Source organism: Roseateles sp. GW835-FHT13E02 (genome assembly GCF_058794035.1).
Genome location: NZ_JBXAGJ010000029.1, coordinates 1 through 21864 on the forward strand (window position 1 = coordinate 1; position 21864 = coordinate 21864).

27 protein-coding genes are annotated in these 21864 nt (G+C 67.4%); 7 read left to right on the forward strand and 20 right to left on the reverse strand.

Annotated features, from left to right (window positions below; translation table 11 throughout):
- Nucleotides 1-201: 201 nt before the first annotated feature.
- The 13 genes from tatC to argB form a co-directional block, all read right to left on the reverse strand.
- Nucleotides 202-987 carry a twin-arginine translocase subunit TatC gene (tatC, locus tag AC1Q6P_RS21815; protein WP_102767755.1) on the reverse strand — a complete coding sequence of 262 codons (786 nt, stop codon included), beginning with the start codon at nt 985-987 and terminating at the stop codon, nt 202-204.
- The gene (tatB, locus tag AC1Q6P_RS21820) at nt 984-1463 is read right to left on the reverse strand and encodes a Sec-independent protein translocase protein TatB (RefSeq protein WP_171829212.1); all 480 of its coding nucleotides are present in this window, start codon (nt 1461-1463) and stop codon (nt 984-986) included. Before tatB ends, tatC begins: the two co-directional genes overlap by 4 nt.
- A 79-nt stretch (nt 1464-1542) precedes the next feature.
- Nucleotides 1543-1785 (reverse strand): Sec-independent protein translocase subunit TatA, encoded by a 243-nt coding sequence (tatA, locus tag AC1Q6P_RS21825; RefSeq protein WP_102767757.1) that lies wholly within the window; start codon nt 1783-1785, stop codon nt 1543-1545.
- Between the two features lie 76 nt (nt 1786-1861).
- On the reverse strand, nt 1862-2209 hold the full coding sequence (locus tag AC1Q6P_RS21830) for a histidine triad nucleotide-binding protein (RefSeq protein ID WP_171829213.1): 348 nt from the start codon (nt 2207-2209) through the stop codon (nt 1862-1864).
- A 70-nt stretch (nt 2210-2279) separates the two neighbouring features.
- Nucleotides 2280-2675, reverse strand: a complete 396-nt coding sequence (locus AC1Q6P_RS21835; protein ID WP_171829214.1) for a DUF4870 family protein — start codon at nt 2673-2675, stop codon at nt 2280-2282.
- The gene (locus tag AC1Q6P_RS21840) at nt 2668-3042 is read right to left on the reverse strand and encodes a phosphoribosyl-ATP diphosphatase (protein WP_171829215.1); all 375 of its coding nucleotides are present in this window, start codon (nt 3040-3042) and stop codon (nt 2668-2670) included. The genes AC1Q6P_RS21835 and AC1Q6P_RS21840 overlap by 8 nt, the downstream gene beginning before the upstream one ends.
- On the reverse strand, nt 3039-3434 hold the full coding sequence (hisI, locus tag AC1Q6P_RS21845) for a phosphoribosyl-AMP cyclohydrolase (RefSeq protein WP_102767761.1): 396 nt from the start codon (nt 3432-3434) through the stop codon (nt 3039-3041). Before hisI ends, AC1Q6P_RS21840 begins: the two co-directional genes overlap by 4 nt.
- A gap of 26 nt (nt 3435-3460) precedes the next feature.
- Nucleotides 3461-3928, reverse strand: coding sequence for an NUDIX domain-containing protein (locus tag AC1Q6P_RS21850; protein WP_263562339.1), 468 nt, complete (start codon nt 3926-3928; stop codon nt 3461-3463).
- On the reverse strand, nt 3921-4871 hold the full coding sequence (locus AC1Q6P_RS21855) for an ATP-binding protein (protein ID WP_492665957.1): 951 nt from the start codon (nt 4869-4871) through the stop codon (nt 3921-3923). The genes AC1Q6P_RS21850 and AC1Q6P_RS21855 overlap by 8 nt, the downstream gene beginning before the upstream one ends.
- 45 nt (nt 4872-4916) lie before the next feature.
- Nucleotides 4917-5588 carry a nucleoid occlusion factor SlmA gene (gene slmA / locus AC1Q6P_RS21860; protein ID WP_102767764.1) on the reverse strand — a complete coding sequence of 224 codons (672 nt, stop codon included), beginning with the start codon at nt 5586-5588 and terminating at the stop codon, nt 4917-4919.
- A gap of 148 nt (nt 5589-5736) precedes the next feature.
- A complete protein-coding gene (locus AC1Q6P_RS21865; protein ID WP_171829217.1) occupies nt 5737-6432 on the reverse strand; it encodes a response regulator in 696 nt (231 codons plus the stop codon).
- Nucleotides 6433-6604: 172 nt separating this feature from the next.
- The gene (locus AC1Q6P_RS21870; protein ID WP_492665958.1) at nt 6605-7294 is read right to left on the reverse strand and encodes a pyrimidine 5'-nucleotidase; all 690 of its coding nucleotides are present in this window, start codon (nt 7292-7294) and stop codon (nt 6605-6607) included.
- Between the two features lie 83 nt (nt 7295-7377).
- A complete protein-coding gene (argB, locus tag AC1Q6P_RS21875; RefSeq protein WP_492665959.1) occupies nt 7378-8295 on the reverse strand; it encodes an acetylglutamate kinase in 918 nt (305 codons plus the stop codon).
- Between the two features lie 105 nt (nt 8296-8400).
- Here argB and AC1Q6P_RS21880 point away from each other — a divergent pair, with 105 nt between their 5' ends.
- From AC1Q6P_RS21880 to AC1Q6P_RS21895, 4 genes are all read left to right on the forward strand, one after another.
- Nucleotides 8401-9312 (forward strand): cation diffusion facilitator family transporter, encoded by a 912-nt coding sequence (locus tag AC1Q6P_RS21880; RefSeq protein WP_492665960.1) that lies wholly within the window; start codon nt 8401-8403, stop codon nt 9310-9312.
- On the forward strand, nt 9309-9749 hold the full coding sequence (gene dtd, locus AC1Q6P_RS21885) for a D-aminoacyl-tRNA deacylase (protein ID WP_492665961.1): 441 nt from the start codon (nt 9309-9311) through the stop codon (nt 9747-9749). The genes AC1Q6P_RS21880 and dtd overlap by 4 nt, the downstream gene beginning before the upstream one ends.
- 217 nt (nt 9750-9966) lie before the next feature.
- Nucleotides 9967-10437 carry a (2Fe-2S)-binding protein gene (locus tag AC1Q6P_RS21890; protein ID WP_492665962.1) on the forward strand — a complete coding sequence of 157 codons (471 nt, stop codon included), beginning with the start codon at nt 9967-9969 and terminating at the stop codon, nt 10435-10437.
- Nucleotides 10434-12695: a xanthine dehydrogenase family protein molybdopterin-binding subunit gene (locus AC1Q6P_RS21895; protein WP_492665963.1), complete on the forward strand. Its 2262-nt coding sequence runs from the start codon at nt 10434-10436 to the stop codon at nt 12693-12695. The genes AC1Q6P_RS21890 and AC1Q6P_RS21895 overlap by 4 nt, the downstream gene beginning before the upstream one ends.
- A 12-nt stretch (nt 12696-12707) precedes the next feature.
- On the opposite strand, the gene AC1Q6P_RS21900 is transcribed toward AC1Q6P_RS21895, so the two are convergent.
- From AC1Q6P_RS21900 to AC1Q6P_RS21910, 3 genes are read right to left on the reverse strand one after another with little or no spacing between them, the layout of a single operon-like run.
- Nucleotides 12708-13382, reverse strand: a complete 675-nt coding sequence (locus tag AC1Q6P_RS21900; RefSeq protein ID WP_492665964.1) for a tellurite resistance TerB family protein — start codon at nt 13380-13382, stop codon at nt 12708-12710.
- A gap of 38 nt (nt 13383-13420) precedes the next feature.
- Nucleotides 13421-14296, reverse strand: coding sequence for a protease HtpX (gene htpX / locus AC1Q6P_RS21905; protein WP_102767772.1), 876 nt, complete (start codon nt 14294-14296; stop codon nt 13421-13423).
- 44 nt (nt 14297-14340) lie between these two features.
- Nucleotides 14341-14766, reverse strand: a complete 426-nt coding sequence (locus tag AC1Q6P_RS21910; protein WP_492665965.1) for a hypothetical protein — start codon at nt 14764-14766, stop codon at nt 14341-14343.
- Nucleotides 14767-14895: 129 nt separating this feature from the next.
- Between AC1Q6P_RS21910 and AC1Q6P_RS21915 the strand changes: the two genes are divergently transcribed.
- The 3 genes from AC1Q6P_RS21915 to AC1Q6P_RS21925 all read left to right on the forward strand — a co-directional run bounded on the left by AC1Q6P_RS21915 (nt 14896) and on the right by AC1Q6P_RS21925 (nt 17946).
- On the forward strand, nt 14896-15783 hold the full coding sequence (locus AC1Q6P_RS21915) for a LysR family transcriptional regulator (protein WP_492665966.1): 888 nt from the start codon (nt 14896-14898) through the stop codon (nt 15781-15783).
- A gap of 67 nt (nt 15784-15850) precedes the next feature.
- A complete protein-coding gene (locus tag AC1Q6P_RS21920; protein WP_492665967.1) occupies nt 15851-16513 on the forward strand; it encodes a response regulator in 663 nt (220 codons plus the stop codon).
- Complete coding sequence (locus AC1Q6P_RS21925) at nt 16510-17946, forward strand: sensor histidine kinase (protein ID WP_492665968.1); 1437 nt, start codon at nt 16510-16512, stop codon at nt 17944-17946. The genes AC1Q6P_RS21920 and AC1Q6P_RS21925 overlap by 4 nt, the downstream gene beginning before the upstream one ends.
- Nucleotides 17947-17953: 7 nt before the next feature.
- Here AC1Q6P_RS21925 and AC1Q6P_RS21930 read toward each other — a convergent pair whose 3' ends face one another.
- From AC1Q6P_RS21930 to AC1Q6P_RS21945, 4 genes are all read right to left on the reverse strand, one after another.
- Entirely contained in the window at nt 17954-18946 is a 993-nt protein-coding gene (locus AC1Q6P_RS21930; protein WP_492665969.1) for an alpha/beta hydrolase, read from the reverse strand.
- A 207-nt stretch (nt 18947-19153) separates the two neighbouring features.
- Complete coding sequence (locus AC1Q6P_RS21935) at nt 19154-20134, reverse strand: tripartite tricarboxylate transporter substrate-binding protein (RefSeq protein ID WP_102767778.1); 981 nt, start codon at nt 20132-20134, stop codon at nt 19154-19156.
- Between the two features lie 98 nt (nt 20135-20232).
- The gene (locus AC1Q6P_RS21940; RefSeq protein ID WP_492665970.1) at nt 20233-21555 is read right to left on the reverse strand and encodes a phenylacetate--CoA ligase family protein; all 1323 of its coding nucleotides are present in this window, start codon (nt 21553-21555) and stop codon (nt 20233-20235) included.
- On the reverse strand, nt 21552-21851 hold the full coding sequence (locus tag AC1Q6P_RS21945) for a hypothetical protein (protein ID WP_171829232.1): 300 nt from the start codon (nt 21849-21851) through the stop codon (nt 21552-21554). The genes AC1Q6P_RS21940 and AC1Q6P_RS21945 overlap by 4 nt, the downstream gene beginning before the upstream one ends.
- Between the last annotated feature and the right edge of the window lie 13 nt (nt 21852-21864).

The following is a 21864-nucleotide window of genomic DNA, read 5'->3' on the forward strand; positions in this document are numbered from 1 at the left end:
GCCAGCCCCGAGGCGCGAGCAGCGCAGGGAAGTCGGCCCGCCAGGGCCGACCCCGGAACCATGAGCCCGGCAGCGGCACGGGCTGCAGGGCCTCACGAGCAAAACCAAAGGCTGCTTCGTGCCGAATTCAGCCACTGCACAGACATGCAGCAGCAAAGAAAAAGCGCTCCGGAGAGCGCTTTCTTGGCAAATCCAATCCGATCAAGATGTCCCTTCCGAACTGTCCGGCGCCTTGGAGTAACGGATGAAGTAGCTGGCGGCGAACAGGCCCAGCTCGTACAGGATGCACATGGGAATGGCCAAGGCCAGCTGCGAGACCACATCGGGCGGGGTGATCACGGCGGCGATCACGAAGGCCAGGACGATGAAGTACTGGCGGAAATCGCGCAGCTTCTCCACCGAGACCAGGCCCATGCGAGCCAGCACCACCACCACCACGGGCACCTCGAAGGCGGCGCCGAAGGCAATGAACATGGACATCACGAAACTCAGGTACGCCTCGATGTCAGGCGACGCGGTGATGCTCTTGGGCGCAAAGCTCTGGATGAACTTGAACACCTGGCCGAACACGAAGAAATAGCAGAACGCCACGCCCACCATGAACAGCAAGGTGCTGGAGAACACCAGAGGCAGGACCAAACGCTTCTCATGCGAATACAGGCCCGGCGCCACAAAGGCCCAGACCTGGTACAGCACGATCGGCAAAGCCACCAGGAAGGCAGCCAGCAAGGTGATCTTCAAGGGCACCAGGAAGGGCGAGATGACGTTGGTGGCGATCAGGGTCGTGCCTTTGGGCAGCTGCGCCACCAAGGGTGCGGCCAGCAAGTCATACAGGGCAGCCGGGCCGGGATAGAAGGCCAGAAGACCGAACACCACCAGCACCGCCAAGCTGGCCTTGACCAGACGGTCGCGCAGCTCGATCAGGTGGGAGACAAAAGGCTGCTCGGTGCCCGCGAGTTCATCCTCGGGCTTGTGGGAATCGGTCATGGAAATCGGCGGGCAGGACTGGGGCGGAAACGCGCCACACGGGCGGCACCGGACTGAGCATGGCGGCGCACGCCTTGGCGTTGCTTGTACCACTGCGGGGTCGCGCCGCGCTTGACCCGCCAGTTCTTCTTCGGATGTCGGTAGCTGGGCAGGCTGGATTCAGCGTCTGTGGATCCGATGCTGCGGCCACTGACATCGGCCCAGGTCTGGTCAAAGGCTTGGGTGGCGGAGTTGATCTCCTGCTGCACCGTGTCCTGCACCTCCCGCGCTGCCGTCTCCATTTCGGTGCGCATCTTCTTGAGTTCTTCCAGCTCCATGGAGCGGTTGACCTCCGCCTTGACGTCGGACACATAGCGCTGCGCCTTGCCGATCAAATGGCCGATGGTTCGCGCCACGCGCGGCAGGCGCTCGGGGCCGATGACGATCAGAGCCACACCACCGATCAGGGCGAGCTTGTCAAATCCAAAGTCAATCATGCGAGTCGCAGGCGCTCAAAAGGCCTGCGTGAAATGGAGAGCAAGACGAAAAACAAACCAGAGCGTGGCGCGTCAAGGCTCAAGACTTGGTCTTGGCTTCGACGTCGACCGTGTTGGCGTCGTTCGCCTTGGCGGCGTTGGCGACTTGCTGCGCAGGCGCGGCGGCGGTGGCATCGCTGCCGGCGCCATCCTTCATGCCGTCCTTGAAGCCCTTGACGGCCGAACCCAGATCGGAACCCACGTTCTTCAGCTTCTTGGTGCCGAAGACCACAATCACGATCAGCAGCACGATGAGCCAGTGCCAGATGCTGAAAGAACCCATTATTTTTCTCCTGAGATGGAAGCTGTCATTCTAGTTGGCGCACATGACAGTTGTGCGAGCGCGGCTTTGGCCAGGCTCAGCCCTTGGACCAGGGGCGCGGGCCGCCCATGACATGCATGTGCAGGTGGTAGACCTCTTGGCCGCCATCGGCGCCCGTGTTGATGACAGTTCGAAAACCATTTGTGACACCCAGCTCGTGCATCAATTTGGGCGCCAGCACTGTCATACGACCCAGCACCTCGGCATGCGAATCGGTCGCCTCTGCCAGAGAGGAAATGTGCTGCTTGGGGATCAAAAGGATGTGTACCGGGGCCCAGGGATGGATGTCATGAAAGGCCAGGATGTGTTCATCTTCATAGACCTTGCGGCTGGGAATCTGGCCGGCGACGATCTTGCAGAACAGGCAGTTGGGATCGTGTGACATGGTTGTAAGTAAACTCGAAAAACGAAAAACGGGCTGACAAAAACCTGGAACCCCGCGAGGCCTGGGACCCTCAGACGATGCTGCGAGCCGCGTTCATGGCCAGCCAACCTCGGACGACACGGTACAGGAACCAGATCGACACCAGCGCCCAGGCGATCCAGCCCGGCACCACCAGCAACAACCACAAGGGCGAGGTCAGCAGGTAGAAAAAGCCGGCCCAGGCCACCGAACGCAGGCGCCAGCTGAAATGGCTGGCTTGCCAGCTGCCGGCCGCGTCGTCGCGCTTGATCAGGTCGATGGCCACGGCCACCAGCAAGAGCAGCACACTGGCCTGTACCCCGGGCAAGACGGCCCCGACCGCCACCACGGTATGCAAGAGGTAGCTGATCAAGCCGACGGTGCGCAGGCTCTGCTCCCGTTGAGGATCGAGCAGCACCGAAGCATCGTTCTGTGTGTCCTCAGTCATTGGGTTCCTCCTCGGCCTTGGATTTCTGGCCCCGAGCCGCAAACTCCTGCAGGCCCGACAGACCTTCACGACGCGCCAGCTCGTTCAGCACATCGGCCGGCTTCAGTCCAAAGGCCGAGAGCGCGATGATGGAGTGGAACCAGAGATCGGCCACTTCATAGACGACCTTCTGCGGGTCGCCATCCTTGGCGGCCATGACGGTTTCGGTCGCCTCTTCACCGACTTTTTTCAGGATGGCGTCCAGGCCCTTGTCAAAGAGCTTGGCCACATAGCTGGTGGCCGGGTCGCCGCCGTTGGCGGGCTTGCGCGACTCGATCACGGCGGCCAGCTTAGCCAGGACGTCATTGCCTTGCGAGGACGGGTTCATTTGTAAATCCGCTCCGGGTCCTTGAGCACGGCGTCCGCCGCCACCCAGGCCCCCTTGTCAAAACGTTGGAAGAAACAGCTGTGGCGCCCGGTGTGGCAGGCGATGCCGGGGGTGTGCCCGTTCTGCGTGATCTTGAGCAGCAGCACATCGTTGTCACAGTCCAGGCGCATCTCATGCACGGTCTGGGTGTGGCCGGATTCCTCGCCCTTGTGCCAGAACTTCTGGCGCGAACGGCTCCAGTACACCGCCTCGCCCTGGGCGGCCGTGCGGCGCAAGGCCTCGCGGTTCATCCAGGCGAACATCAGCACATCGCCGCTGTCGCGCTCTTGCGCGATCACGGGCAGCAGCCCGTCGGCATCCCATTTGATTTGATCCAGCCAGTCGTCAGTCATGCGCAGCAGTGTAGTGGCGGGCCGGCTCAGACCTGGTGCGTGGGGCCGGTGTGCGAACGCTCGGCGGCAAACCAGTCCAGCACCGGAATCGTGCCCGGCAGCACCGGCCGAACCTCGACCGGCAGCGCCTGCCAGGCCATGGTCTGCTGCTCGCGCATCTGGAACTCGCCCTGCCAGTCGAAGACCTTGCAGAAATGCAGGCGCACGCGGGCATGGGGGTAGTCCATCACCAGCTCCTGCCAAGGATGGGCGGCACCGATGGTGATGCCCAGTTCTTCTTGCAACTCGCGGCGCAGGGCTTGCTCCACCGTCTCGCCGGCTTCGAGCTTGCCGCCGGGGAATTCCCAGTAGCCGGCGTAGACCTTGCCCTCAGGCCGCGAGGTCAGCAAGAAGCGCCCTTCCCGGCCTTGCGCATCGCGCTCCACCAAGACGCCCACGGCCACCTCGACAGGCACGCGGTCGGTGGGCGCCATTCCAGTCAAGGACTCAGACATGATCCAGGCCCTCCGGTGCCTGGCCCGCAATCACGGCCGGTGCCTCCTGGGCCGGCGCGCCGCGCCCAGCCAGATCGCGCGCAAACTGGGCCGCCACACGGCCCGAGCGCGAGCCGCGCTCCAGCGCCCAGACCAGGGCCGGCTGGCGCGCTGCGGCGATCTGTGCCTCGTCCAAACCGTAGTAACGCAACCATTGCGCGGCAATCGCCAGGTACTCGTCCTGGCTGAAAGGGTAGAAGCTCAGCCACAGGCCGAAACGCTCGGACAGAGAAATCTTTTCCTCCACCGCCTCGCCCGGGTGCACCTCGCCATCTTCGGTGTGGCGGTAGCCCAGGTTGTCGCGCATCTGCTCGGGCAGCAGGTGGCGGCGGTTGCTGGTGGCGTAGATCAGCACGTTGTCGCTGGCGGCGGCGATGGAGCCGTCCAGCATGGACTTGAGCGCCTTGTAGCCCAGCTCGCCCTCGTCGAAGCTGAGGTCGTCGCAGAAGATCACAAAGCGCTCGGGCCGCTCGGCCACCAGATCGACGAGGTCCGGCAGGTCGACGAGGTCGTTCTTGTCCACCTCGATCAGGCGCAGGCCCTGCGGTGCATAGGCATTCAGCACCGCCTTGATCAGCGAGCTCTTGCCCGTGCCGCGGGCGCCGGTCAGCAGCACATTGTTGGCCGGCCGGCCCTGAACGAACTGCTCGGTGTTCTGGCGCAGGCGGGCCTTTTGCGGCTCGACCTCCAGCAAATCATCGAGTTGGATGCTGGCGGCATGGCGCACCGGCTCCAGCACCGGCGCGCCGCGTCGGCGGCGGTAGCGGAAGGCCGCAGCGGCCTGCCAGTCGGGCGCGGCCAAGGACTGAGGCAAGACGGCCTCCAGCCGACCCAGCAGCGCTTCGGCGCGGCTGAGCAGGCGGTTCAAGGGGCTGTCGGGGGCAAGGGCATCGAGCAAAGACATGCCGGCAGTTTAAGGGTGCGCCCCGGCAGCGCTGATGCCAGCGCCTCAGCGCGCCAGCATGCGCAGCGCCGCTTCCATCTGCTCGATCGGGCTGCGCTTGAAGCCCGAGCGGGCATAGCGCTGCAGGCGGCCGATGATGAAGCTGACCAGCACCGAGGCCTGGGCATTGGCCTCCACCGTGGGTGTGCTGCTGCCGTTGGCCTCGGCGGCGGCGCGCAAAACCTGGCGCAGCGAGCTCTCGATGCGATCAAAGAACTGGTTCATGCGCGCGACCAGGCGCTCGTTCTCGTAGACCAGGGCATCGCCCACCATCACCCGGGTCATGCCGGGGTTACGCTCGCCGAACTGCAAGAGCACGGCGACGATTTTTTGCGCCTGGGCGGTGCCCGAACCTTCGCGCTCAATGATCTGGTTGACCAGCGAAAAGACGCTGCCCTCGATGAACTCGATCAGGCCCTCGAACATCTGCGCCTTGCTGGCGAAATGGCGGTACAGCGCCGCTTCGCTGACCTCGAGCTTGGCCGCCAGGGCCGCGGTGGTGACGCGGTCCGCACCGGGCTGCTCCAGCATGCCGGCCAGGGTCTGCAGGATCTGCACGCGGCGCTCGCCCGGGCGGGGCCGCTTGCGGGCCGGTGGGGCGGCAGTCACGGGGTCGGAGGATTCAGCCGATGGCGCATCGACGGGCACGGCAGTGGATTCGGGCACGGAGGCTGACATCGGTCGATTGCTTGAAAGAAGTGGCCGGCCGCTGAGGGCCGCAAGAGCAGACGGTACGGCAGAGAAATCAGCGATCCGGGCCTGCTTGCACCCAGCGCGCGGCCGATTCTGGCACAGCCCGGGGCCGCTCCTGATGTCAGCGCCACGCTCAGTCGCGCAGCCAGCCCAGGCGTCGCGCTTCGTAGATCGCCTCCACCTTGGAGCGCACATGGAGCTTGCGGTAGACGCGCTTCACATAGGTCATCACCGTGTGCGGCGAGACCTGCATGAACTTGGCGATCTCGTCGAAGGTGAAGCCCTTGGCGGCCAGGTGCAGGACCTTGGACTCCTGCTCGGACAGGGCCACCGCGTCTTCGTCCGAGGCCGGCGGGTGGTGGGCCGATCCGGCCGCCGCCGAGGCCGCGGCACCTTGCGGCAGGGCCGGCGCCAGGCGCAGCAACAGGCGGCGGGCGATGACCGGGCTGATCGGGCTGCCACCGGCGCGCAGGCAGCGCAGCTGTTCCGGCAAGTCCAGGGCCAGGGAATCCTTGAGCAGATAGCCGGTGGCGCCGGCCTCGATGCTGGACAGCACATGCTGCTCGTCACCGAACACCGAGATCACCATGACCTCGCACTGTGGCCGGGTCTGGGCGGCGTGGCGGATCAGCTCGATGCCGCTGCCGCCGGGCAGGTCCAGGTCCACCAGCAGCACATCGGGCAGCAGGCGGTCGAACAGGCTGCGGCCCTGGGCCAGGTCGGTGGCGATGCCCACCAGCTTGATGTCCGACACCGAAGCCAGGGAGCGGGTGAAGGCATCACGGAAACTGAGCTGGTCTTCAACGATCAGGACAGAGAAATTGGGCATGGAAGATCCGGGTTGCGCCGGGCCATTCTGCACGCCCTCGCCCGCCGCGGCCAATGCGGCAAGCCCCTAGGGCTGGGCCGCCTCACATCCCACATCCTTGGGATAGGCAAGCCAGCCAGACATGACGCCGGATTCCAGCGGCATGCACGCGGAGCAGCGCCGGGGCGACGCTTCAGCGAAGCAGGGTTTGCAGGCTGCGCACCCGACGGTCGACATAGGCCGGGCGGCGGCGCAGCGGCTGCTGTGCGCCCGGCCCGGTGGCGGCGCGCTTCAACCAGCGCTGCATCCAGACCGTGGACATGCCCACGCGGCGCGCCGCTTTTTGGTGCACCAAGGTGTCTTCCACCAGGATGCATTGGCCGGGCTGCAGCTTCAAACGCGCCAGCAGGTGGCGGAACATGCGCGCATCCGGCTTGGGCCGCAGCTGGCCGAACATGCGCATTTGCTCCACCGCGATCACGGCCTCAAAGTCGCGCGCCATGCCCAAGGTGTGCAGCACGCGCAGGGCATAGTCCAGCGGCGCATTGGTCAGCAGGAACTTGCGCCCGGGCAGGCGGCGCAAGGCGGCCAGATCATGGGCATGGCTGTGCAAGCCCGGCTCCATGCCCGGCAGCGCATGCGTTTCCGCCAGGAAATGCGCGGCCGACACGCCGTGGTGGCGAACCAGGCCCAGCAGCGTGGCGCCGTAACGGTGCCAGTAACGCGAGCGCAGCTCAGCGGCCTGATCGCCCGGCACCCCCAGGTGGCGGACGATGTACTCGTTCATCGCTACATTGAGCGCCCCGAACACATGGGCCGAGGCGTTGTGCAAGGTGTTGTCGAGGTCGAAGAACCAGACCTGGGACGCGCGGCGCTCGTTCACGACACAGCTGAGTGGGTCAACTTCAGTGCGACCGAATCATTGCAAGTCTTCCCTTCGGTCAGACGCGGAACAAGCCTTCGGTCTCAGTGAGACCGAATCATTGTTCCGTACGCCTGATCCGACAGGATCTCGAGCAGCATGGCGTGGGGCACGCGGCCGTCGATGATGTGGACCGCGTTGACGCCGCTCTTGGCTGCGTCGATGGCGCCGGCGATCTTGGGGATCATGCCGCCGCTGATGGTGCCGTCGGCCACCAGCTCGTCGATACGGCGCGGGGTCAACTCGGTCAGCAGCTGGCCTTCCTTGTCCAGCACGCCACGGATATTGGTCAGCATCAAGAGTTTTTCAGCACGCAACACCGTGGCCAGCTTGGCCGCCACCACATCGGCGTTGATGTTGTAGCTCTCGTTGTGCTCGCCAAAGCCGATGGGGCTGACCACAGGGATGAACTGGTCGTCCTGCAAGGCCTTGACCACGCTGGGGTCGATGGAGACGATGTCGCCGACCTGGCCGATGTCGTGCTCTTTGCTCGGATCGTCCTTGTCCTGAATCATCAGCTTCTTGGCGCGGATCAGGCCCCCGTCGCGGCCGGTCAGGCCCACGGCCTTGCCACCGGCGGCATTGATCAGGCCCACCACGTCCTGCTGCACCTCACCGGCCAGCACCCACTCGACCACGTCCATGGTCTCCTGGTCGGTGACGCGCATGCCCTGGATGAAATGGCCTTGCTTGCCCAGCTTGCTCAGCAGGCCTTCAATCTGCGGGCCGCCGCCGTGCACCACCACCGGGTTCAAGCCCACCAGCTTGAGCAGCACCACATCCTCGGCGAAGTCTTTCTGCAACTCCGGGTCGGTCATGGCGTTGCCGCCGTATTTGATGACGATGGTTTTGCCGTGGTACTTGCGGATGTAGGGCAGCGCCTGAGACAGGATCTCGGCCTTCTCGCGCGGGGCAATATGGGCCACATCGGTGCTGGAGGTGGCAGTCGTGTCGTTCGTCATGGCGGCGGGCGCTCGGCAGGCAGGGGTTGAAACTGGCGCGATTGTAGGTTTGAAGCGCCGAGCCATTCAGCCGCGCTTCAGCGGAAGGCCGCCACAATGCAGGCCATGCAAGTCGCCTCCTACCTGAAGCTGTCCATCGCCGTCGCCCTGGTGACCATCGCCCTGAAAACCGGCGCCTGGTGGTGGACCGATTCCGTCAGCCTGGCCGCCGATGCGCTGGAATCCCTGGTCAACCTGGCCGGCGCCATCTTCGCCCTGGCCATGGTCACGGTGGCGGCCAAGCCGCCGGATGCCGAGCATCCGTTTGGCCACCACAAGGCCGAGTATTTCTCCAGCGGCTTTGAAGGCGTGCTCATCATCGCCGCCGGCCTGGGCATCCTCTGGGCCGCCGGCCACCGCCTGCTGGATCCGCAGCCGGTCGAAGCCCTGGGCCTGGGCGTGGCCCTGGCGGTGATCAGCTCGGCCTTGAACGGCGGCCTGGCCTGGGCCATGCTGAAGAAGGCGCGCGAGCACCGCTCCATGGCCCTGGAGGCCGATGCACGGCACCTGTTCACCGATGTCTGGACCTCGGCCGGTGTGGTGCTGGGCCTGCTCGGCGTCATGCTGACCGGCTGGCAATGGCTGGACCCGCTGCTGGCCGCCGTCGTGGCGCTCAATATCTTGCGCGAGGGCGTGCACCTGGTCTGGAAATCCAGCCACGGCTTGATGGACCCGGCCCTGGACCCCGAAGAACTGCAAGCGGTACAGCAGGTGCTGGACCGCTTCGCCCAGGCCCAGCACATCCGCTTCGACCACATCGCCAGCCGCAGCGCCGGCCAGCGCCGCTACCTCGACCTGCACATGCATATGCCCGCCAGCTGGAGCCTGGGTCAGGCCGCGGCCGAGCGCAATGCGCTGGAGCGCGCGCTGATGGACGCCGTGCCCGGCTTGCGCGCCAGCATCCAACTCTTGCCCAGCGATGTGGAAGCGCATTTTGATGACCCACAAGATGAAAGCCAGATGGAGTTGAAGCCATGATCGCCGTGCTGCAACGCGTGCAACACGCCCAGGTGGAAGTGGAAGGCCGCATCACCGGCGCCATCGGGCCGGGTCTGCTGATGCTGGTCTGTGCCGAGCCGGGCGACAGCGAGGCGCAGGCCGACAAGCTGATTGCCAAGGTGCTCAAGCTGCGGATCTTCAGCGACGAGGCCGGCAAGATGAACCGCAGCGTGCAAGACATAGCCGGCGGCCTGTTGATCGTCTCGCAGTTCACCCTGGCCGCCGATTGCAGCAGCGGCAACCGCCCCAGCTTCACCGGTGCGGCCGGCGCCGAGCAGGGACGGCGCTTGTATGACCACTGCCTGCAAGCCGCTCGACACCTACACCCCCGGGTGGAAGCCGGCGAGTTTGGCGCCGACATGAAGGTCAGCCTGCTCAACGACGGGCCCGTGACGATCCCGCTGCGCATCCAGTAGACCGCGGCCGGCGTACGAACGTGCAAGCGTGCAGCGACTTTAAATTTCTTAAGGTTGTGCGGCCCTGCCAAACGCGCCATCCGAAGCCGAAGCCGCATAGCATGCGGGGCTGCCGATCAGCGGCTCGGCTTGCGTGCAAGCCTGAAGCACAGCCCTGAGACCCAGTCCTGATGCGCGGCCCGCCAGCCGCTTGCCCTCGTTCTACCCATTCTTTCGCATGAGCATCGACCTGAACATCAATGGCCAGCACCACCGCCTGGACCTGGAGCCCGAGACGCCGCTGCTCTGGGTGCTGCGTGACGAGTTGGGCCTGACCGGCACGAAATTTGGCTGCGGCGTGGCCAGCTGCGGCGCCTGCACCGTGAGCGTGGACGGTGTGGCCACTCGCTCCTGCGTCATGCCCATTTCGGCCCTCGAAGGCACCAAGATCCGCACCATCGAAGCCGATCCCGACCGCATCACCGCCGCCCTGCAAGCAGCCTGGGTGCAGCTGCAGGTGCCGCAATGCGGCTACTGCCAGAGCGGCATGATCATGGCCGCGGCCGCGCTGCTGCGCAGCAATGCCAAGCCCAGTGATGCCGACATCGACGCCGGCATCAACAACCTCTGCCGCTGCGGCACCTACCAGCGCATTCGAGCGGGCATCCATCTGGCCGTCCAGCAACTGAACGGGAGTGCCTCCGCATGAAGCGCCGCGGCTTTCTGATTGCCGGCGGCCTGCTGGGCGGCGGCGTGCTGCTCGGCGTGGGCTTAACCACGGCGCCCTCGCCCGCTTCTCGCCTGGGTGACAAAGCCCTGCTGCCGACCGAGCCGGGCCAGGTCGCGCTGAACGGCTGGGTCAAGATCCTGCCGGACGGCCGCGTCATCGTCGCCTCACCACGCGCCGAGATGGGCCAAGGCGTTCACTCGGCCCTGGCCATGCTGGTGGCCGAGGAGCTGGACGCCGACTGGAAGCAGGTCAGCACCGAACAAGCACCGCTGGCGCAGATCTACGCCAACACGGCGGTGATGGTGAATGTCCTGCCCTTCAGCGCTGACGATGACAGCCTGCTGGCGAACCTGGCCCGGCGCTCGATGCAGCGGGTCGGCTATCTGCTGAGCCTGCAGATCACCGGCGGCTCCTCCAGCATCCGCGATGCCTGGGAGCCCCTGCGCCTGGCCGGTGCCACCGCGCGGGCCATGCTGCTCGATGCAGCGGCGCAGCGCTGGAACGTGACGCGGGAAAGCTGCCAGGTGCAAGCCGGCGTGGTTCGCCACCCGGCCAGCGGGCGGCAGGCCGGCTTTGGCGAGCTGGCGCCGGACGCGGCCCGGATCAGCCCGCGGCAAGACCTGACCCTCAAAACCCCGAGCCAGTTCCGCCTGATCGGCAAGCCCATGCCGCGCACCGACATTCCGGCCAAGGTCAATGGCCAGGCGCAGTTCGGCATCGACATGCGCCCCGAGGGCCTGCTCTACGCTGCCATCCGCCACTGCCCGGTGCTGGGCGGCAAGGTCCACAAGCTCGAAAGCGCCGCAGCCAAGGCCCGCCGTGGCGTGGCCGATGTGATCGTGCTGCAGGAACGCGCGGTGGTGGTGCTGGCCGATCGCTACTGGCGCGCCAAGCAGGCGCTCGATGCGCTCGACATCGAGTGGAACGAAGGCCCCAACGCCCAGCTCGATTCCGCTCAGATCGACCGTCAGCTCAAGCAGGCATTGGACAGCAAGGACAAGGGCAGCGGCTTCCGCCAGCTTGGCGACGCCGAGGCCGCTTTGCAGCAGGCCGAGCACCAGTTGGACGCGCTCTATCGAGCCCCGTTCCTGGCCCACGCCGCCATGGAGCCGATCAACTGCACGGCCCAGTTCAAGGGCGGCCATTTGACGGTATGGTGCGGCACACAGGTGGCATCACTGGCACGCTGGAAGGCCGCCCAGGTGGCCGGCGTCGACAGCGACCAGGTGACGCTGCACGTGCCCCTGCTCGGTGGCGGCTTCGGCCGCCGCCTGGAACTGGACATGGTCGAGCAGGCGGTGCTGCTGGCCATGCAGGCCCAAGGCCGGCCGGTCAAGCTCGTGTGGTCGCGCGAGGAGGACATGCAGCACGATATGTACCGCCCCGTCGCCATGGCCAGCTTCAGCGCCGCGCTCGATGCGCAAGGCCACCCCCAGGCCTGGCTGAACCGCGTGGCCGCGCCTTCCATCGGCCTGGCCACGACCGAACGCCTGCTGCCCTCGATGGCGGCGGACTCGCCCGACAAAAACCAGATCGAAGGCGCGTTCGACCTGCCCTACGCCATTCCGCACCTGAGCGTGCGCCAGCTGCGGGTGAAAACACCGGTGCCGATTGGCTCCTGGCGCAGCGTCGGCCATTCCTACAACGCCTTCTTCACCGAGGGTTTCATCGACGAACTGGCCCATGCGGCCAAAGCGGACCCCTTCGAGTACCGTCGCGCCCTGCTGGTTAGCAAGCCGCGCCACCGCGCCGTGCTGGAGCTGGCCGCGGCCAAGGCCGGCTGGGGTCAGCCCTTGCCGGCGGGACGGGCCCGCGGCATCGCCGTGCATGAGAGCTTTGGCTCCTGGTGTGCCCAGGTGGCCGAGGTGTCGCTGCAGGATGGGCAGCCGCGGGTGCATCGCGTGGTCTGCGCCCTCGACTGCGGCGTGGTCGTCAACCCCGACACGGTCGAAGCCCAGATGCAGGGCTCCATCGTCTACGGCCTGTCCGCTGCGCTGTTCGGCCAGATCACGCTGAAAAACGGCCGCATCGAACAAAGCAATTTCCCCGACTACGAGGCCGTGCGCCTGGCACAGATGCCGCATATCGAGGTGCACATCGTGCCCAGCAGCGCGGCGCCGGGTGGAGTCGGTGAGCCGGGCACGCCGCCGATCGCGCCGGCCGTGGTCAACGCCTTGTTTGCACTGACCGGCCGGCGGATTCGCGAGCTGCCGCTGCGGCCCGAGCTGTTCGCCTGAGCACGCCGCCGCTCAGCTCACAAGGGCCTGGGCTTCAAGCTCGGCTTTCAAGCCTGAGGGCAGGCGCAGCTGGCGCGCCAATTCGTCGAGGTAGGCCCGTTCCATGAAGCTGGTTTCGTCGGCCACCAGCAGACTGGCCAGGTACATCTCCGCAGCCAGCTCCGGGCTGCTGGCAGCCTGCGCCACCTGAGCCGGATCCAGCGGGCGCGCGAGTTCGGCCTCCATCCACTGGCGCAGGGCCGGTTCGGCCTGCAGGCGCTGCAACTCGGTCTCCAGCAGACCGCGCTCCCGGGCATCGAGATGGCCGTCGGCCTTGGCCGCGCCAATCATGGCCTGCAGCAAGGCCCGGCCATGCTGCTCCTGGGGCGCCGGGTTCTGCGATGGGGCGGCCAAGGCTGCCGGTTGCGCTGCAGGCGGCTGTTGCTGCTGCCCTTGTTGGGCCTGCTGAGCCTGCCAGGACTGGTAGGCCTTGTACGCCACCGCGCCCAGGGCCGCAAGGCTGCCGTACTTGAGCGCCTTGCCGCCAAAGCTGCGGCCGCGCTTGCTGCCCAGCAGCAGGCCCAGCGCACCGCCCGCCGCGGCGCCGCCGCCGATCTGCCCCCAATCCGGCCCTCGGCCGCCGCTCTTGCCCTCCAGCAAGCTCAGGCCCGACTTGAACAGCTGTTCCAGCATATGTTGTGCACTCATGGTGCTTGCTCCTTGAAACCAGATGGATGGGTGATGACTCAGGCCGATTGCTGCAGGCGGGCGATGCGCTGCTCCATCGGCGGGTGGCTGGAGAACAGCGCCAGCATGCCGCCGGGGCGCGAGCTGATGCCCATGGCCTGCATGGCCTTGGGCATCTCGCCCGGGTCCAGGCCGCCCAGGCGCGCCAGGGCATTGACCATGGGTTGCTTGCGACCCATCAGCTGGGCGGCGCCGGCATCGGCACGGAACTCACGCTGGCGCGAGAACCAGGCCACGATCAGGGCCGCGACCACACCGAGCAGCAGGTCCATCACCAGGGTGGTGACGTAATAGCCGATGCCCGGGCCGTCGTTCTGATTGCGCAAGACGATCTTGTCGACAAAGTAGCCCACGATGCGCGAGAGGAAGACCACAAAGGTGTTCATGACGCCCTGGATCAGCGCCATGGTCACCATATCGCCGTTGGCCACATGGGCCACCTCGTGGCCGATCACGGCCTCCACCTCTTCGCGCGTCATGGACTGCAGCAGGCCGGTGGACACCGCCACCAGGGCCGAGTTCTTGAAGGCGCCGGTGGCGAAGGCATTGGGCGCACCCTCGTAGATGCCGACCTCGGGCGTGGCGATGCCGGCTTTCTCGGCGAAGCGCTCCACCGTGGTCACCAGCCAGATGTGGGTGGTGTCGTTCGACTGGTTGATGATCTGCACGCCCGTGGTCCATTTGGCCATGGGCTTGCTGATCAAGAGCGAGATGAAGGCGCCGCCAAAGCCCATCACCAGGGCAAAGCCCAGCAAGGTGGTCAAGTCCAGCCCGTTGGCATGCAAGAAGCGGTTCAGCCCGAGCAGGTGGACCGCCAGGCCCAACACCAGCATGACGCCGAGGTTGGTCAATAGAAACAAGGCAATGCGTTTCATGGTCTCAGTCCTCCAAATTCAGATGTGATGCAGTCCGGTGCACTTCAAGCCGAAGGCAGCGAACGCGGCGGGGCCAAGCTGGCCGCCTTGCTCTGCATCAGCTTGAGCAAAAGGCTCAAGCCGCCACCGAGCAGCAAGAGCAAGAACATGCCCAGACCCCAGCCCACCCAGATCAAGGGCGAGAGCCATTCACCGAGCACCGGCATGGCCTCCAGCACCGACTTGAGCAGGGGCGCGAACAGATCCACAAACTCGGCCAGGCCTTGCAGCAAGCCCTCGGGCACCCAGGGCGCCAGCCAGGCCGGCAAATGCAGGTCGGACAGGCGGGCACCCAGGGTGGGCAAACCTTCCGCTTGCGAGCCCAGGGCGGTCACGGTCCACACCGCCAGGCTGTGAAAGGCCCAGCTGGCCAGCGACCAGAGCGCAGCCAGCAGCCCCACCACCAACCAGGTCAACAGGTAATAGGCCATCGTCTTCCCCCTTCTTGTCCGAAACACAGATGACTGCATTCTCTGCCGCGCCACACTTCCAAACAAGCAGCGCTGGCATACGATTCACTTCTGTTTTTCGGAAGTCAACAGATTGAGCGCGGAGGCTCCATGCTGAATTTCAGGCACTTGCACTACTTCTGGGTTGTGGCCCAGGAAGGCGGCTTTGCGCGCGCCGCGGAGCGGCTGGACATGGCCATCCAGACGGTCAGCACCCAGGTGCGCGAGCTGGAGAGATCGCTCGGGCACCAGCTGCTCAAGCCCGCCGGCCGCGGCGTAGCTTTGACCGAGGCGGGCCAGACCGCGTTTGCGCGCGCCGAAGAAATCTTCCGCCTCGGCAGCCTGATCCCGGAGGAGGTGCGACAGGCGGCGCAGGGCCCGGCGGCCCGCCTGGCCGTGGGCCTGAGCGACGGCATCTCCAAACTGGCCGCCCACGCCCTGCTCGCGCCGGTGCTGGGCACCGAATCCCTGCGCCTGCTCTGCCACGAGGGCGAGGTCGACCCGCTGCTGGCCGAGCTGGCCATGCACAAACTGGACCTGGTGCTGGCCGGGCGGCCGGCGCCGCACAAGCCGGGCCTGCGCCTGAGCAGCGAGCTGCTGGTGCAGGCCCCGGTCGACTGGTATGGGCCGAAGACCCTGGTGCATGCGGCCGAGCTGCGCGAGTTCCCGCTCTGCCTGAACCGCCTGCCGGTGCTGCTGCCCACGGCGCACTCGGCCCTGCGCGGCACGCTCGACCACTGGTTTGCCGAACAGGGGCTGCTGCCCAATATCGTCGGCGAGTTCGAGGACAGCGCCCTGATGGCCGTGTTCGCCTCGCGCGGGCTGGGTGTGTTCCCGGTCAGCCGCCTCGGCGGTGAAGACCTGGAACGCATGCACGGCCTGCGCCTGCTGGGCCATCTGGAGGAGGCGAAGGAAGAGATCCACGCCATCCGCTCGCGCCGTGGCCAGCACCACCCGCTGGTGCTGCAGCTGCTGGACGCGGCCCGCCGGGCGCCTTGATCGGCTCGCCCCGCCTGCGGTTTGTCCCGAGGCGGGCCGCGCAGGCGCATGGAGACAATGCCGCGCCATGCATGTCTTGATCGTGGAAGATGATCTGGAGCTGGGCCGGGCCTTGCAGCAGGTGCTGCAGACCGAGGGCTTCAGCAGCCAGTGGCTGCGCCGCGCGGCCGACGCCCCCCAGGCCGTGGAGCTGGCCGATTACGCCTGCGTGCTGCTGGACCTGAGCCTGCCGGACGGCAGCGGCTTCGACCTGCTCGCCCGCTGGCGCCGCGGCGGCGCGCTGACGCCGGTGCTCTTGATCACGGCCCGCTCGGGTCTGGATGAGCGTCTGCGCGGCCTGGACGGCGGCGCCGACGACTACCTGGTCAAACCCTTTGCCATGCCCGAGCTGCTCTCGCGCATGCGGGCCGTGCAGCGGCGCTATGCCCAGCAGGCCAGCGAACTCTGGCGCATCGGCGATCTGGAAATCTCGCCCGGCGCGCGCACGGCCCGCGTGGGCGGGCAGGCGCTGGAGCTGTCACCGCGCGAGTTCAACATCCTGCTGGAGCTGGCGCGCGAACCTGGCCGGGCCGTGGCCAAGGGCGCCCTGGCCCAGCGCCTGGAGCCGCTGGGCGAAGCGCTGGAGTTCAGCGCGTTGGAGGTGCACATGTCCAATCTGCGCAAGAAGATCGGGCCCGAGCGCATCCGCACCCTGCGCGGCGTGGGCTACCGCCTGGAACGGCCGGAATGAGCGGGCCGGGCAGCTTGCGAGCGCGCTGGTTCGGGCCCAGCCTGACGCGGCGGCTGATCGTCTCCCTGCTGCTGGCCTTTGTGCTGGTCTGGGCCGCCCTGCTGCTGCTCTACTGGCAGCGCTGGGCCCAGGGCCGCGAGGCCCGTCTGCAGCAGACCGTGGACCAGGTGCTGGCCCAGCTGCGCCCCGAGCACAGCGCCGCCGAGGCCGCCCTGCGCCTGCGCAGCATCGACGAGCTCTCGCAACAGGAGCTTCAGGATGCCGGCCAAAGCACCCGGGCCGGCTTCATCCTGCGCGACCGCCGGCTGCCGGACGATGCGCCACCGGTGTACGTGGCCGAGCGCCTGCGCGAGCTGCCGGGCCTGAGCTGGCAGCTGAGCCCCGGCCGCTGCAGCATGCCCGGCCAGGACTGCCTGCTGCGCAGCCGCCGCAACGCCCGTTGGGCGCTGCACCGCATCAGCTTGCCGATGAGCGACCGGCAGATCTTCGCCGGCATCCACCAGGCCCTGCTGCCCCTGCTGCTGCTGGCCTTTCCCTTGATCCTGTTGCCGCTGTGGCTGGCGGTGACGCGCGGCCTCGCGCCACTGAACCGGCTCAGCCGCGAGCTGCGCCAGCGTCGGCCGGAGGACCTGAGCCCCCTGCCCCCGGCTCTGCAGCAAGCACTGCGCCACCGCGAGCTGCAACCCCTGGTGCAGGCCTTGCAAAGCCTGCTGGGCCGCTTGCGCGGCCATCTGGAGCGTGAACGCGCCTTCCTCGACGACGCCGCGCATGAGCTGCGCACGCCCATGGCCTGGATCAGCGCCCAAGCCCATGTGCTGCGCCGCGCCGAAGACGCTGGTGCGCGCGAGCAGGCAGGCCGGCAGCTCGACGCCGCCGTGGCGCGCGCCTCGCACCTGGTGGAGCAATTGCTGGCCCTGGCCCGCATGGAGGCTGCCTCGGCGCCGGTGCCGCAAGACCTGGACCTGGCCGAGTGGCTGCGCGAACTGCTGCTCACCTTTCTGCCCGAGGCCGAGCGCTCGGGCATCGAGCTGAGCCTGGATGCCCCTGAGCACTTGCCCTGGCGGGTGGAGCCGCAGGCGCTGGCCTCCATCGTCGGCAACCTGATCGGCAACGCGCTGCGCTACGCCGGCCGCGGCGCCCAGCTGGAACTGCAGCTGCTGCGCGATCCGGCTCAGCCGGATGTGCTGGAGCTGTGGGTCAAGGACGATGGCCCGGGCATCCCGCCCGAGGCCCAGGGCCGGCTGTTCCAGCGCTTTCAGCGTGGCCCGGAGGGCTCGACCCCGGTGGAGGGCGCCGGCCTCGGCCTGGCCATCGTCCAGCAAGCCAGCCTGCGCCTCGGCGCCTCGCTGAGCCTGCTCAGCCCGCGGCCGGAGCTGAAACCGCCGCGTGGCTGCGCCTTTGGAGTGCGCTTGCCGATGGCTTCGCGGGCTTGAGCTTGGCTCAGCGCCCGGCGCCGGTGGAGGCTGCTGTGGGGGTGGCGGTGCTGCCGGCCACCTGCCGCACCAGTTCGCAGTACGCCGGCTGGGCAGGCCCCTGTCGGATCAGCCCGGCATGGCTGGCCTCGGGCAGCTCGACCCAGCGCTTGTGCTCGCCTCCGGGCAGGGCCTCGAAGACCGCGCGGCCCAGCTCGGCCGGCGTGGTCTCATCCCGCCCCCCGGCCAGCACCAGGGTTGGGCCACGGTAGGCGGCCAGGGCCTGACGGTTGTCGATGCGCTCCAGGTCCTCGCTGATTTCCAGCTTGAGCAGGGGCGCCAGCAGGCCGGCACGGCGCCGCACAGCATGCTCGGCCGTGGCGCGCGGGCTGGGGGCGGCGCCGGACAGAATCAGGCCGTCCACCGGGCGCGCCTGGGCCACCTGGCCGGCCATGAAGCTGCCCAGGGAATAACCGTGAACCAGCACGGGGCCGGCACCGGCCGGCTGCTGGGCCCGAACATGGTCGCGCACATGGTCATACAGGCGCAGCGCGTCGGCGGTCAGCGTCTCGACCTTGGGCTCACCGCCGCTGCGGCCATAGCCGCGGTAGTCGAACATCCAGACATTGACCGGGCAGCCGGCCAGGGCGTCCAGCACGGCGTCGCCGCCATCGTCGATGTGGAAGAGATTGCCACCGAAGTACAGCACGGTGGCCAGGGCATCGGGGCGCTGCAGGCTCAGGCCTTGCAGTTGCACCGGCGCAGCGTCGGCGCTGGCGCCCGGCACGCTCAGGCTTTGCGGCAGCAGGCGCACGGCCGGGTTCTGGCGCGCCAGCGCGGTCGACTGCAGGGTGCTGCGAGCCTGGAAGCCGCTGACGCGGTCAGGCTTGATGAACTCCTGGTCGCCCAGGCGCAGGGTCTGACAGGCGGCCAGAGGCAGCAGGCAGGCGGCAGCCAGGCCGAGGCGCAGGGCCAAGGCGGAGAAACGGGAGACGGCATGGGCAGGGGGTGTGAATCGCATCGCATGAAGACCGGGGCCGATGGCGGCGGCGCCGGGCGGTCGCTGTGGTTGAAGACAGATGCGATTCTTTGCGGCCAAGCTTTAGGCCAGCCAAAGATGGCAGCGCCCGCGCACCTGGCCGGCGGCCCCAAAGAAAAAGAGCCCGGCAAGCCGGGCTCTGGGACTCAGACGCAGGGCGCGTCTGCGGGCTTCCTCGCGATCAAATCATCAATCTGCGTACTGGCCGGCCGCCTTGATGATGGGGCCCCATTTGTTGATTTCGGATTCGACAAACTTCTTGTGCTCGGCGCCGTTGACGCGGTTGTCAGTGACGATGACCGCACCCAGGGCTTCCTGGCGCTTGTGGAAATCGGCATCGGCCAGGGCCACCTTCAGGGCCGCGGCCAGCTTTTCCAGCACCGGCTTGGGCGTGCCCTTGGGGGCGTAGACGCCGTGCCAAATGTTGACGCTGAAGCCCTTGAGCCCCATTTCATCGAGCGTGGGCAGCTTGGCCAGCGCGGGCGCGGTCAGGCGCTTGCTGCTGGTGACGGCATAGGCCTTGACCTTGCCGCCCTCGATCTGGCTGGTGGTGTTGGTGGTCTGGTCGCACATCAGGTCGATCTGGCCGCCCAGCAGGTCGGTCATGGCCGGGCCGGTGCCCTTGTAGGGCACGGTGGTCATGTCGATCTTGATGGTGCTCTGGTACAGCAGGCCGCACAGGTGCGAGGCCGAGCCCAGGCCGGCGTTGCCCAGGTTGACCTTGCCCTTGTTGGCATCCAGCCATTTGGCCAGCTCGGCATAGCTGTTCGCGGGCATCGAGGGCTTGGCGATCAGGGTCATGGGCACTTCGTTGATCAGGCCCAGGTACTCGAAATCGTCCAGGGTCTTGTACTGCATATTGCGGTACAGGGCCGGCGAGGTGGCCATGCCGATGTGGTGCAGCAGCAAGGTGTAGCCATCGGGTGCGGCCTTGGCCACCTTGGTGGCGCCCAGCGTGCCGCCGGCACCGCCGACGTTTTCGATCACGATGGTGGCGCCCAGGGGTTTGCGCAGGGCCTCGGCCAGGTCGCGCGCCACCTTGTCGGTGGGGCCGCCGGCCGAGAAGGGCACGACGATGTTGACGGGCTTCTCAGGGTAGTTGGCGAGGGCGGCGCCCGAGGCCAGGGTCAGCAGACTCAGGGTCAGCAGGGGCAATGCAGTCTTCTTCATGTCAACAGTCCTCGAATGGCGAGTGGGAGGACTGTGATCCTAGGCGGCAGGCCGAAGCCGGAGACAGCGGGAACTACGTAATCCGCCAAGCGAGAAGGTCAATCGAGTTTTCGTGCGTCTTCGATCACGCGCCCATCATTGGGCAAGCTGCCCGGCGGCAGCAGCTCCACCTCGGCGCGCAGCTTGGTGATGTCGCGCAGGGCCGCGGCCAGCTGCTCGCTCAGGCCCTCGCGCGGCACGGCCTCGGGCAACTCCAGCTTCAAGGTCAGGCGGTCCTGCGCCATCTCACCCTCGACCACCAGGCGCGCCCGGCCGGCCTGGGGGAAGCGGCGCTGCAGCTCGGCCAGCTGCGAGGCATGGATGAACATGCCGCGCACCTTGGCCGACTGATCGGCCCGGCCCAGCCAGCCGCGGATGCGCTGGTTGCTGCGCCCGGTCGGGCAGGTCCCGGGCAGGATGGCCGAGAGATCGCCGGTGCCGAAGCGGATCAGCGGGTAGTCGGGGTTGAGCGTGGTGACGACCAGCTCGCCGACCTCGCCCTCGGCCACCGGCTCGCTGCCGCCGGGGCGGACGATCTCGACGATGATGCCTTCGGCCAGCACCAGGCCTTCGCGCGCTGCGGTCTCGTAAGCGACCAGGCCCAGGTCGGCCGTGGCATAGCACTGGTAGCCGGCCACGCCGCGCTCGGCCAGCCAGTCGCGCAGGCTGTTCGGGAAGGCCTCGCCGCTGAGCAAGGCGCGCTGCAGGGAATCGAGGCGCAAGCCGCTCTCGGCCGCCTTGTCGAGCAGGATCTTCAAGAAACTGGGCGTGCCGACATAGGCCTGCGGCCGCAGATCGCGCATGGCCTGCAGCTGCAGCTCGGTGTTGCCGACGCCGCCGGGAAAGACCGTGCAGCCCAGGGCATGGGCGCCGCCTTCCATCATGGCGCCGGCGGGGGTCAGGTGGTAGCTGAAGCTGTTGTGCACCAGGTCGCCCGCGCGCAGGCCGGCGGCGAACAGGGCACGGGCGACGCGCCAATAATCGGGCGCGCGGCCCTCAGGCTCGTACAAGCCACCCGGGGACTGAAACACACGGCCGGCACCGGCGCTGCGCAGGCAGCCTCGCCAGCCGATGGCCGAGAAGCCGCCCAATGCCTCGTGGGGAACATGGGCTCCGTCGACTGCCGTGCCCGCCCCTTCGCGCAAAGCCAGCTGGCGCGCGGCCAGCTCCGACTTGCGGATCACGGGCAGGCGGGCCAGGACCGCGCGGTCGCCCACCTCGGCCGGCTCCACGCCGGCCAGCAGATCGGCATAGGCGGCGGTGTGCGCTTTGGCATGGCTGAGCTGCAGACGCAGGGCGGCAAAGAGCTGGGCTTCGCGATCGGCGGGGTCGCGGGTTTCCAGCGCGTCGAAGAAAGCGTCCGAGGGGGCTGCGGCGCTCATGGTGTTTCGTCCGTCCAGCGGTTCAGGCGGCGCTTGACCTCGTCCAGCAGGCTGCGCACCTCGGCCGCGTTCTTGCAATGCCGCGCCTCCCACTCGGGGCTGCGCGCCGGGCGTTTGACCAGGCGGGCCAGCAGTTGGCCATCTTGCGCACTCAGCTCCAGCACCGGCTGGCCTTGCAGCCAGAAGCTGTCTCCGCGGGCCTCCAGCGCACGCAGGTCGCGCAGATTGCGCTTGAGGGTGAGCAAGGCCTCCTCGGGCCTGAAGGGCGGTAGGGCGAAGAAGGCGTCTTCGTTCATGGCCGGCTTTCTG

What these genes read in the sequence shown, in the direction of transcription:
- AC1Q6P_RS21865 (WP_171829217.1), bottom strand. Translation starts at nt 6,432, where the DNA reads ATGCCCAATTTCTCTGTCCTGATCGTTGAAGACCAGCTCAGTTTCCGT.
- AC1Q6P_RS21945 (WP_171829232.1), bottom strand. Translation starts at nt 21,851, where the DNA reads ATGAACGAAGACGCCTTCTTCGCCCTACCGCCCTTCAGGCCCGAGGAG.
- AC1Q6P_RS21915 (WP_492665966.1), top strand. Translation starts at nt 14,896, where the DNA reads ATGCTGAATTTCAGGCACTTGCACTACTTCTGGGTTGTGGCCCAGGAA.
- AC1Q6P_RS21855 (WP_492665957.1), bottom strand. Translation starts at nt 4,871, where the DNA reads ATGTCTTTGCTCGATGCCCTTGCCCCCGACAGCCCCTTGAACCGCCTG.
- tatA (WP_102767757.1), bottom strand. Translation starts at nt 1,785, where the DNA reads ATGGGTTCTTTCAGCATCTGGCACTGGCTCATCGTGCTGCTGATCGTG.
- argB (WP_492665959.1), bottom strand. Translation starts at nt 8,295, where the DNA reads ATGACGAACGACACGACTGCCACCTCCAGCACCGATGTGGCCCATATT.
- AC1Q6P_RS21930 (WP_492665969.1), bottom strand. Translation starts at nt 18,946, where the DNA reads ATGCGATTCACACCCCCTGCCCATGCCGTCTCCCGTTTCTCCGCCTTG.
- AC1Q6P_RS21895 (WP_492665963.1), top strand. Translation starts at nt 10,434, where the DNA reads ATGAAGCGCCGCGGCTTTCTGATTGCCGGCGGCCTGCTGGGCGGCGGC.
- dtd (WP_492665961.1), top strand. Translation starts at nt 9,309, where the DNA reads ATGATCGCCGTGCTGCAACGCGTGCAACACGCCCAGGTGGAAGTGGAA.
- AC1Q6P_RS21835 (WP_171829214.1), bottom strand. Translation starts at nt 2,675, where the DNA reads ATGACTGAGGACACACAGAACGATGCTTCGGTGCTGCTCGATCCTCAA.
- AC1Q6P_RS21910 (WP_492665965.1), bottom strand. Translation starts at nt 14,766, where the DNA reads ATGGCCTATTACCTGTTGACCTGGTTGGTGGTGGGGCTGCTGGCTGCG.
- AC1Q6P_RS21850 (WP_263562339.1), bottom strand. Translation starts at nt 3,928, where the DNA reads ATGTCTGAGTCCTTGACTGGAATGGCGCCCACCGACCGCGTGCCTGTC.
- AC1Q6P_RS21880 (WP_492665960.1), top strand. Translation starts at nt 8,401, where the DNA reads ATGCAAGTCGCCTCCTACCTGAAGCTGTCCATCGCCGTCGCCCTGGTG.
- htpX (WP_102767772.1), bottom strand. Translation starts at nt 14,296, where the DNA reads ATGAAACGCATTGCCTTGTTTCTATTGACCAACCTCGGCGTCATGCTG.
- AC1Q6P_RS21830 (WP_171829213.1), bottom strand. Translation starts at nt 2,209, where the DNA reads ATGTCACACGATCCCAACTGCCTGTTCTGCAAGATCGTCGCCGGCCAG.
- AC1Q6P_RS21940 (WP_492665970.1), bottom strand. Translation starts at nt 21,555, where the DNA reads ATGAGCGCCGCAGCCCCCTCGGACGCTTTCTTCGACGCGCTGGAAACC.
- AC1Q6P_RS21925 (WP_492665968.1), top strand. Translation starts at nt 16,510, where the DNA reads ATGAGCGGGCCGGGCAGCTTGCGAGCGCGCTGGTTCGGGCCCAGCCTG.
- tatB (WP_171829212.1), bottom strand. Translation starts at nt 1,463, where the DNA reads ATGATTGACTTTGGATTTGACAAGCTCGCCCTGATCGGTGGTGTGGCT.
- AC1Q6P_RS21900 (WP_492665964.1), bottom strand. Translation starts at nt 13,382, where the DNA reads ATGAGTGCACAACATATGCTGGAACAGCTGTTCAAGTCGGGCCTGAGC.
- hisI (WP_102767761.1), bottom strand. Translation starts at nt 3,434, where the DNA reads ATGACTGACGACTGGCTGGATCAAATCAAATGGGATGCCGACGGGCTG.
- AC1Q6P_RS21935 (WP_102767778.1), bottom strand. Translation starts at nt 20,134, where the DNA reads ATGAAGAAGACTGCATTGCCCCTGCTGACCCTGAGTCTGCTGACCCTG.
- AC1Q6P_RS21840 (WP_171829215.1), bottom strand. Translation starts at nt 3,042, where the DNA reads ATGAACCCGTCCTCGCAAGGCAATGACGTCCTGGCTAAGCTGGCCGCC.
- tatC (WP_102767755.1), bottom strand. Translation starts at nt 987, where the DNA reads ATGACCGATTCCCACAAGCCCGAGGATGAACTCGCGGGCACCGAGCAG.
- AC1Q6P_RS21920 (WP_492665967.1), top strand. Translation starts at nt 15,851, where the DNA reads ATGCATGTCTTGATCGTGGAAGATGATCTGGAGCTGGGCCGGGCCTTG.
- AC1Q6P_RS21890 (WP_492665962.1), top strand. Translation starts at nt 9,967, where the DNA reads ATGAGCATCGACCTGAACATCAATGGCCAGCACCACCGCCTGGACCTG.
- slmA (WP_102767764.1), bottom strand. Translation starts at nt 5,588, where the DNA reads ATGTCAGCCTCCGTGCCCGAATCCACTGCCGTGCCCGTCGATGCGCCA.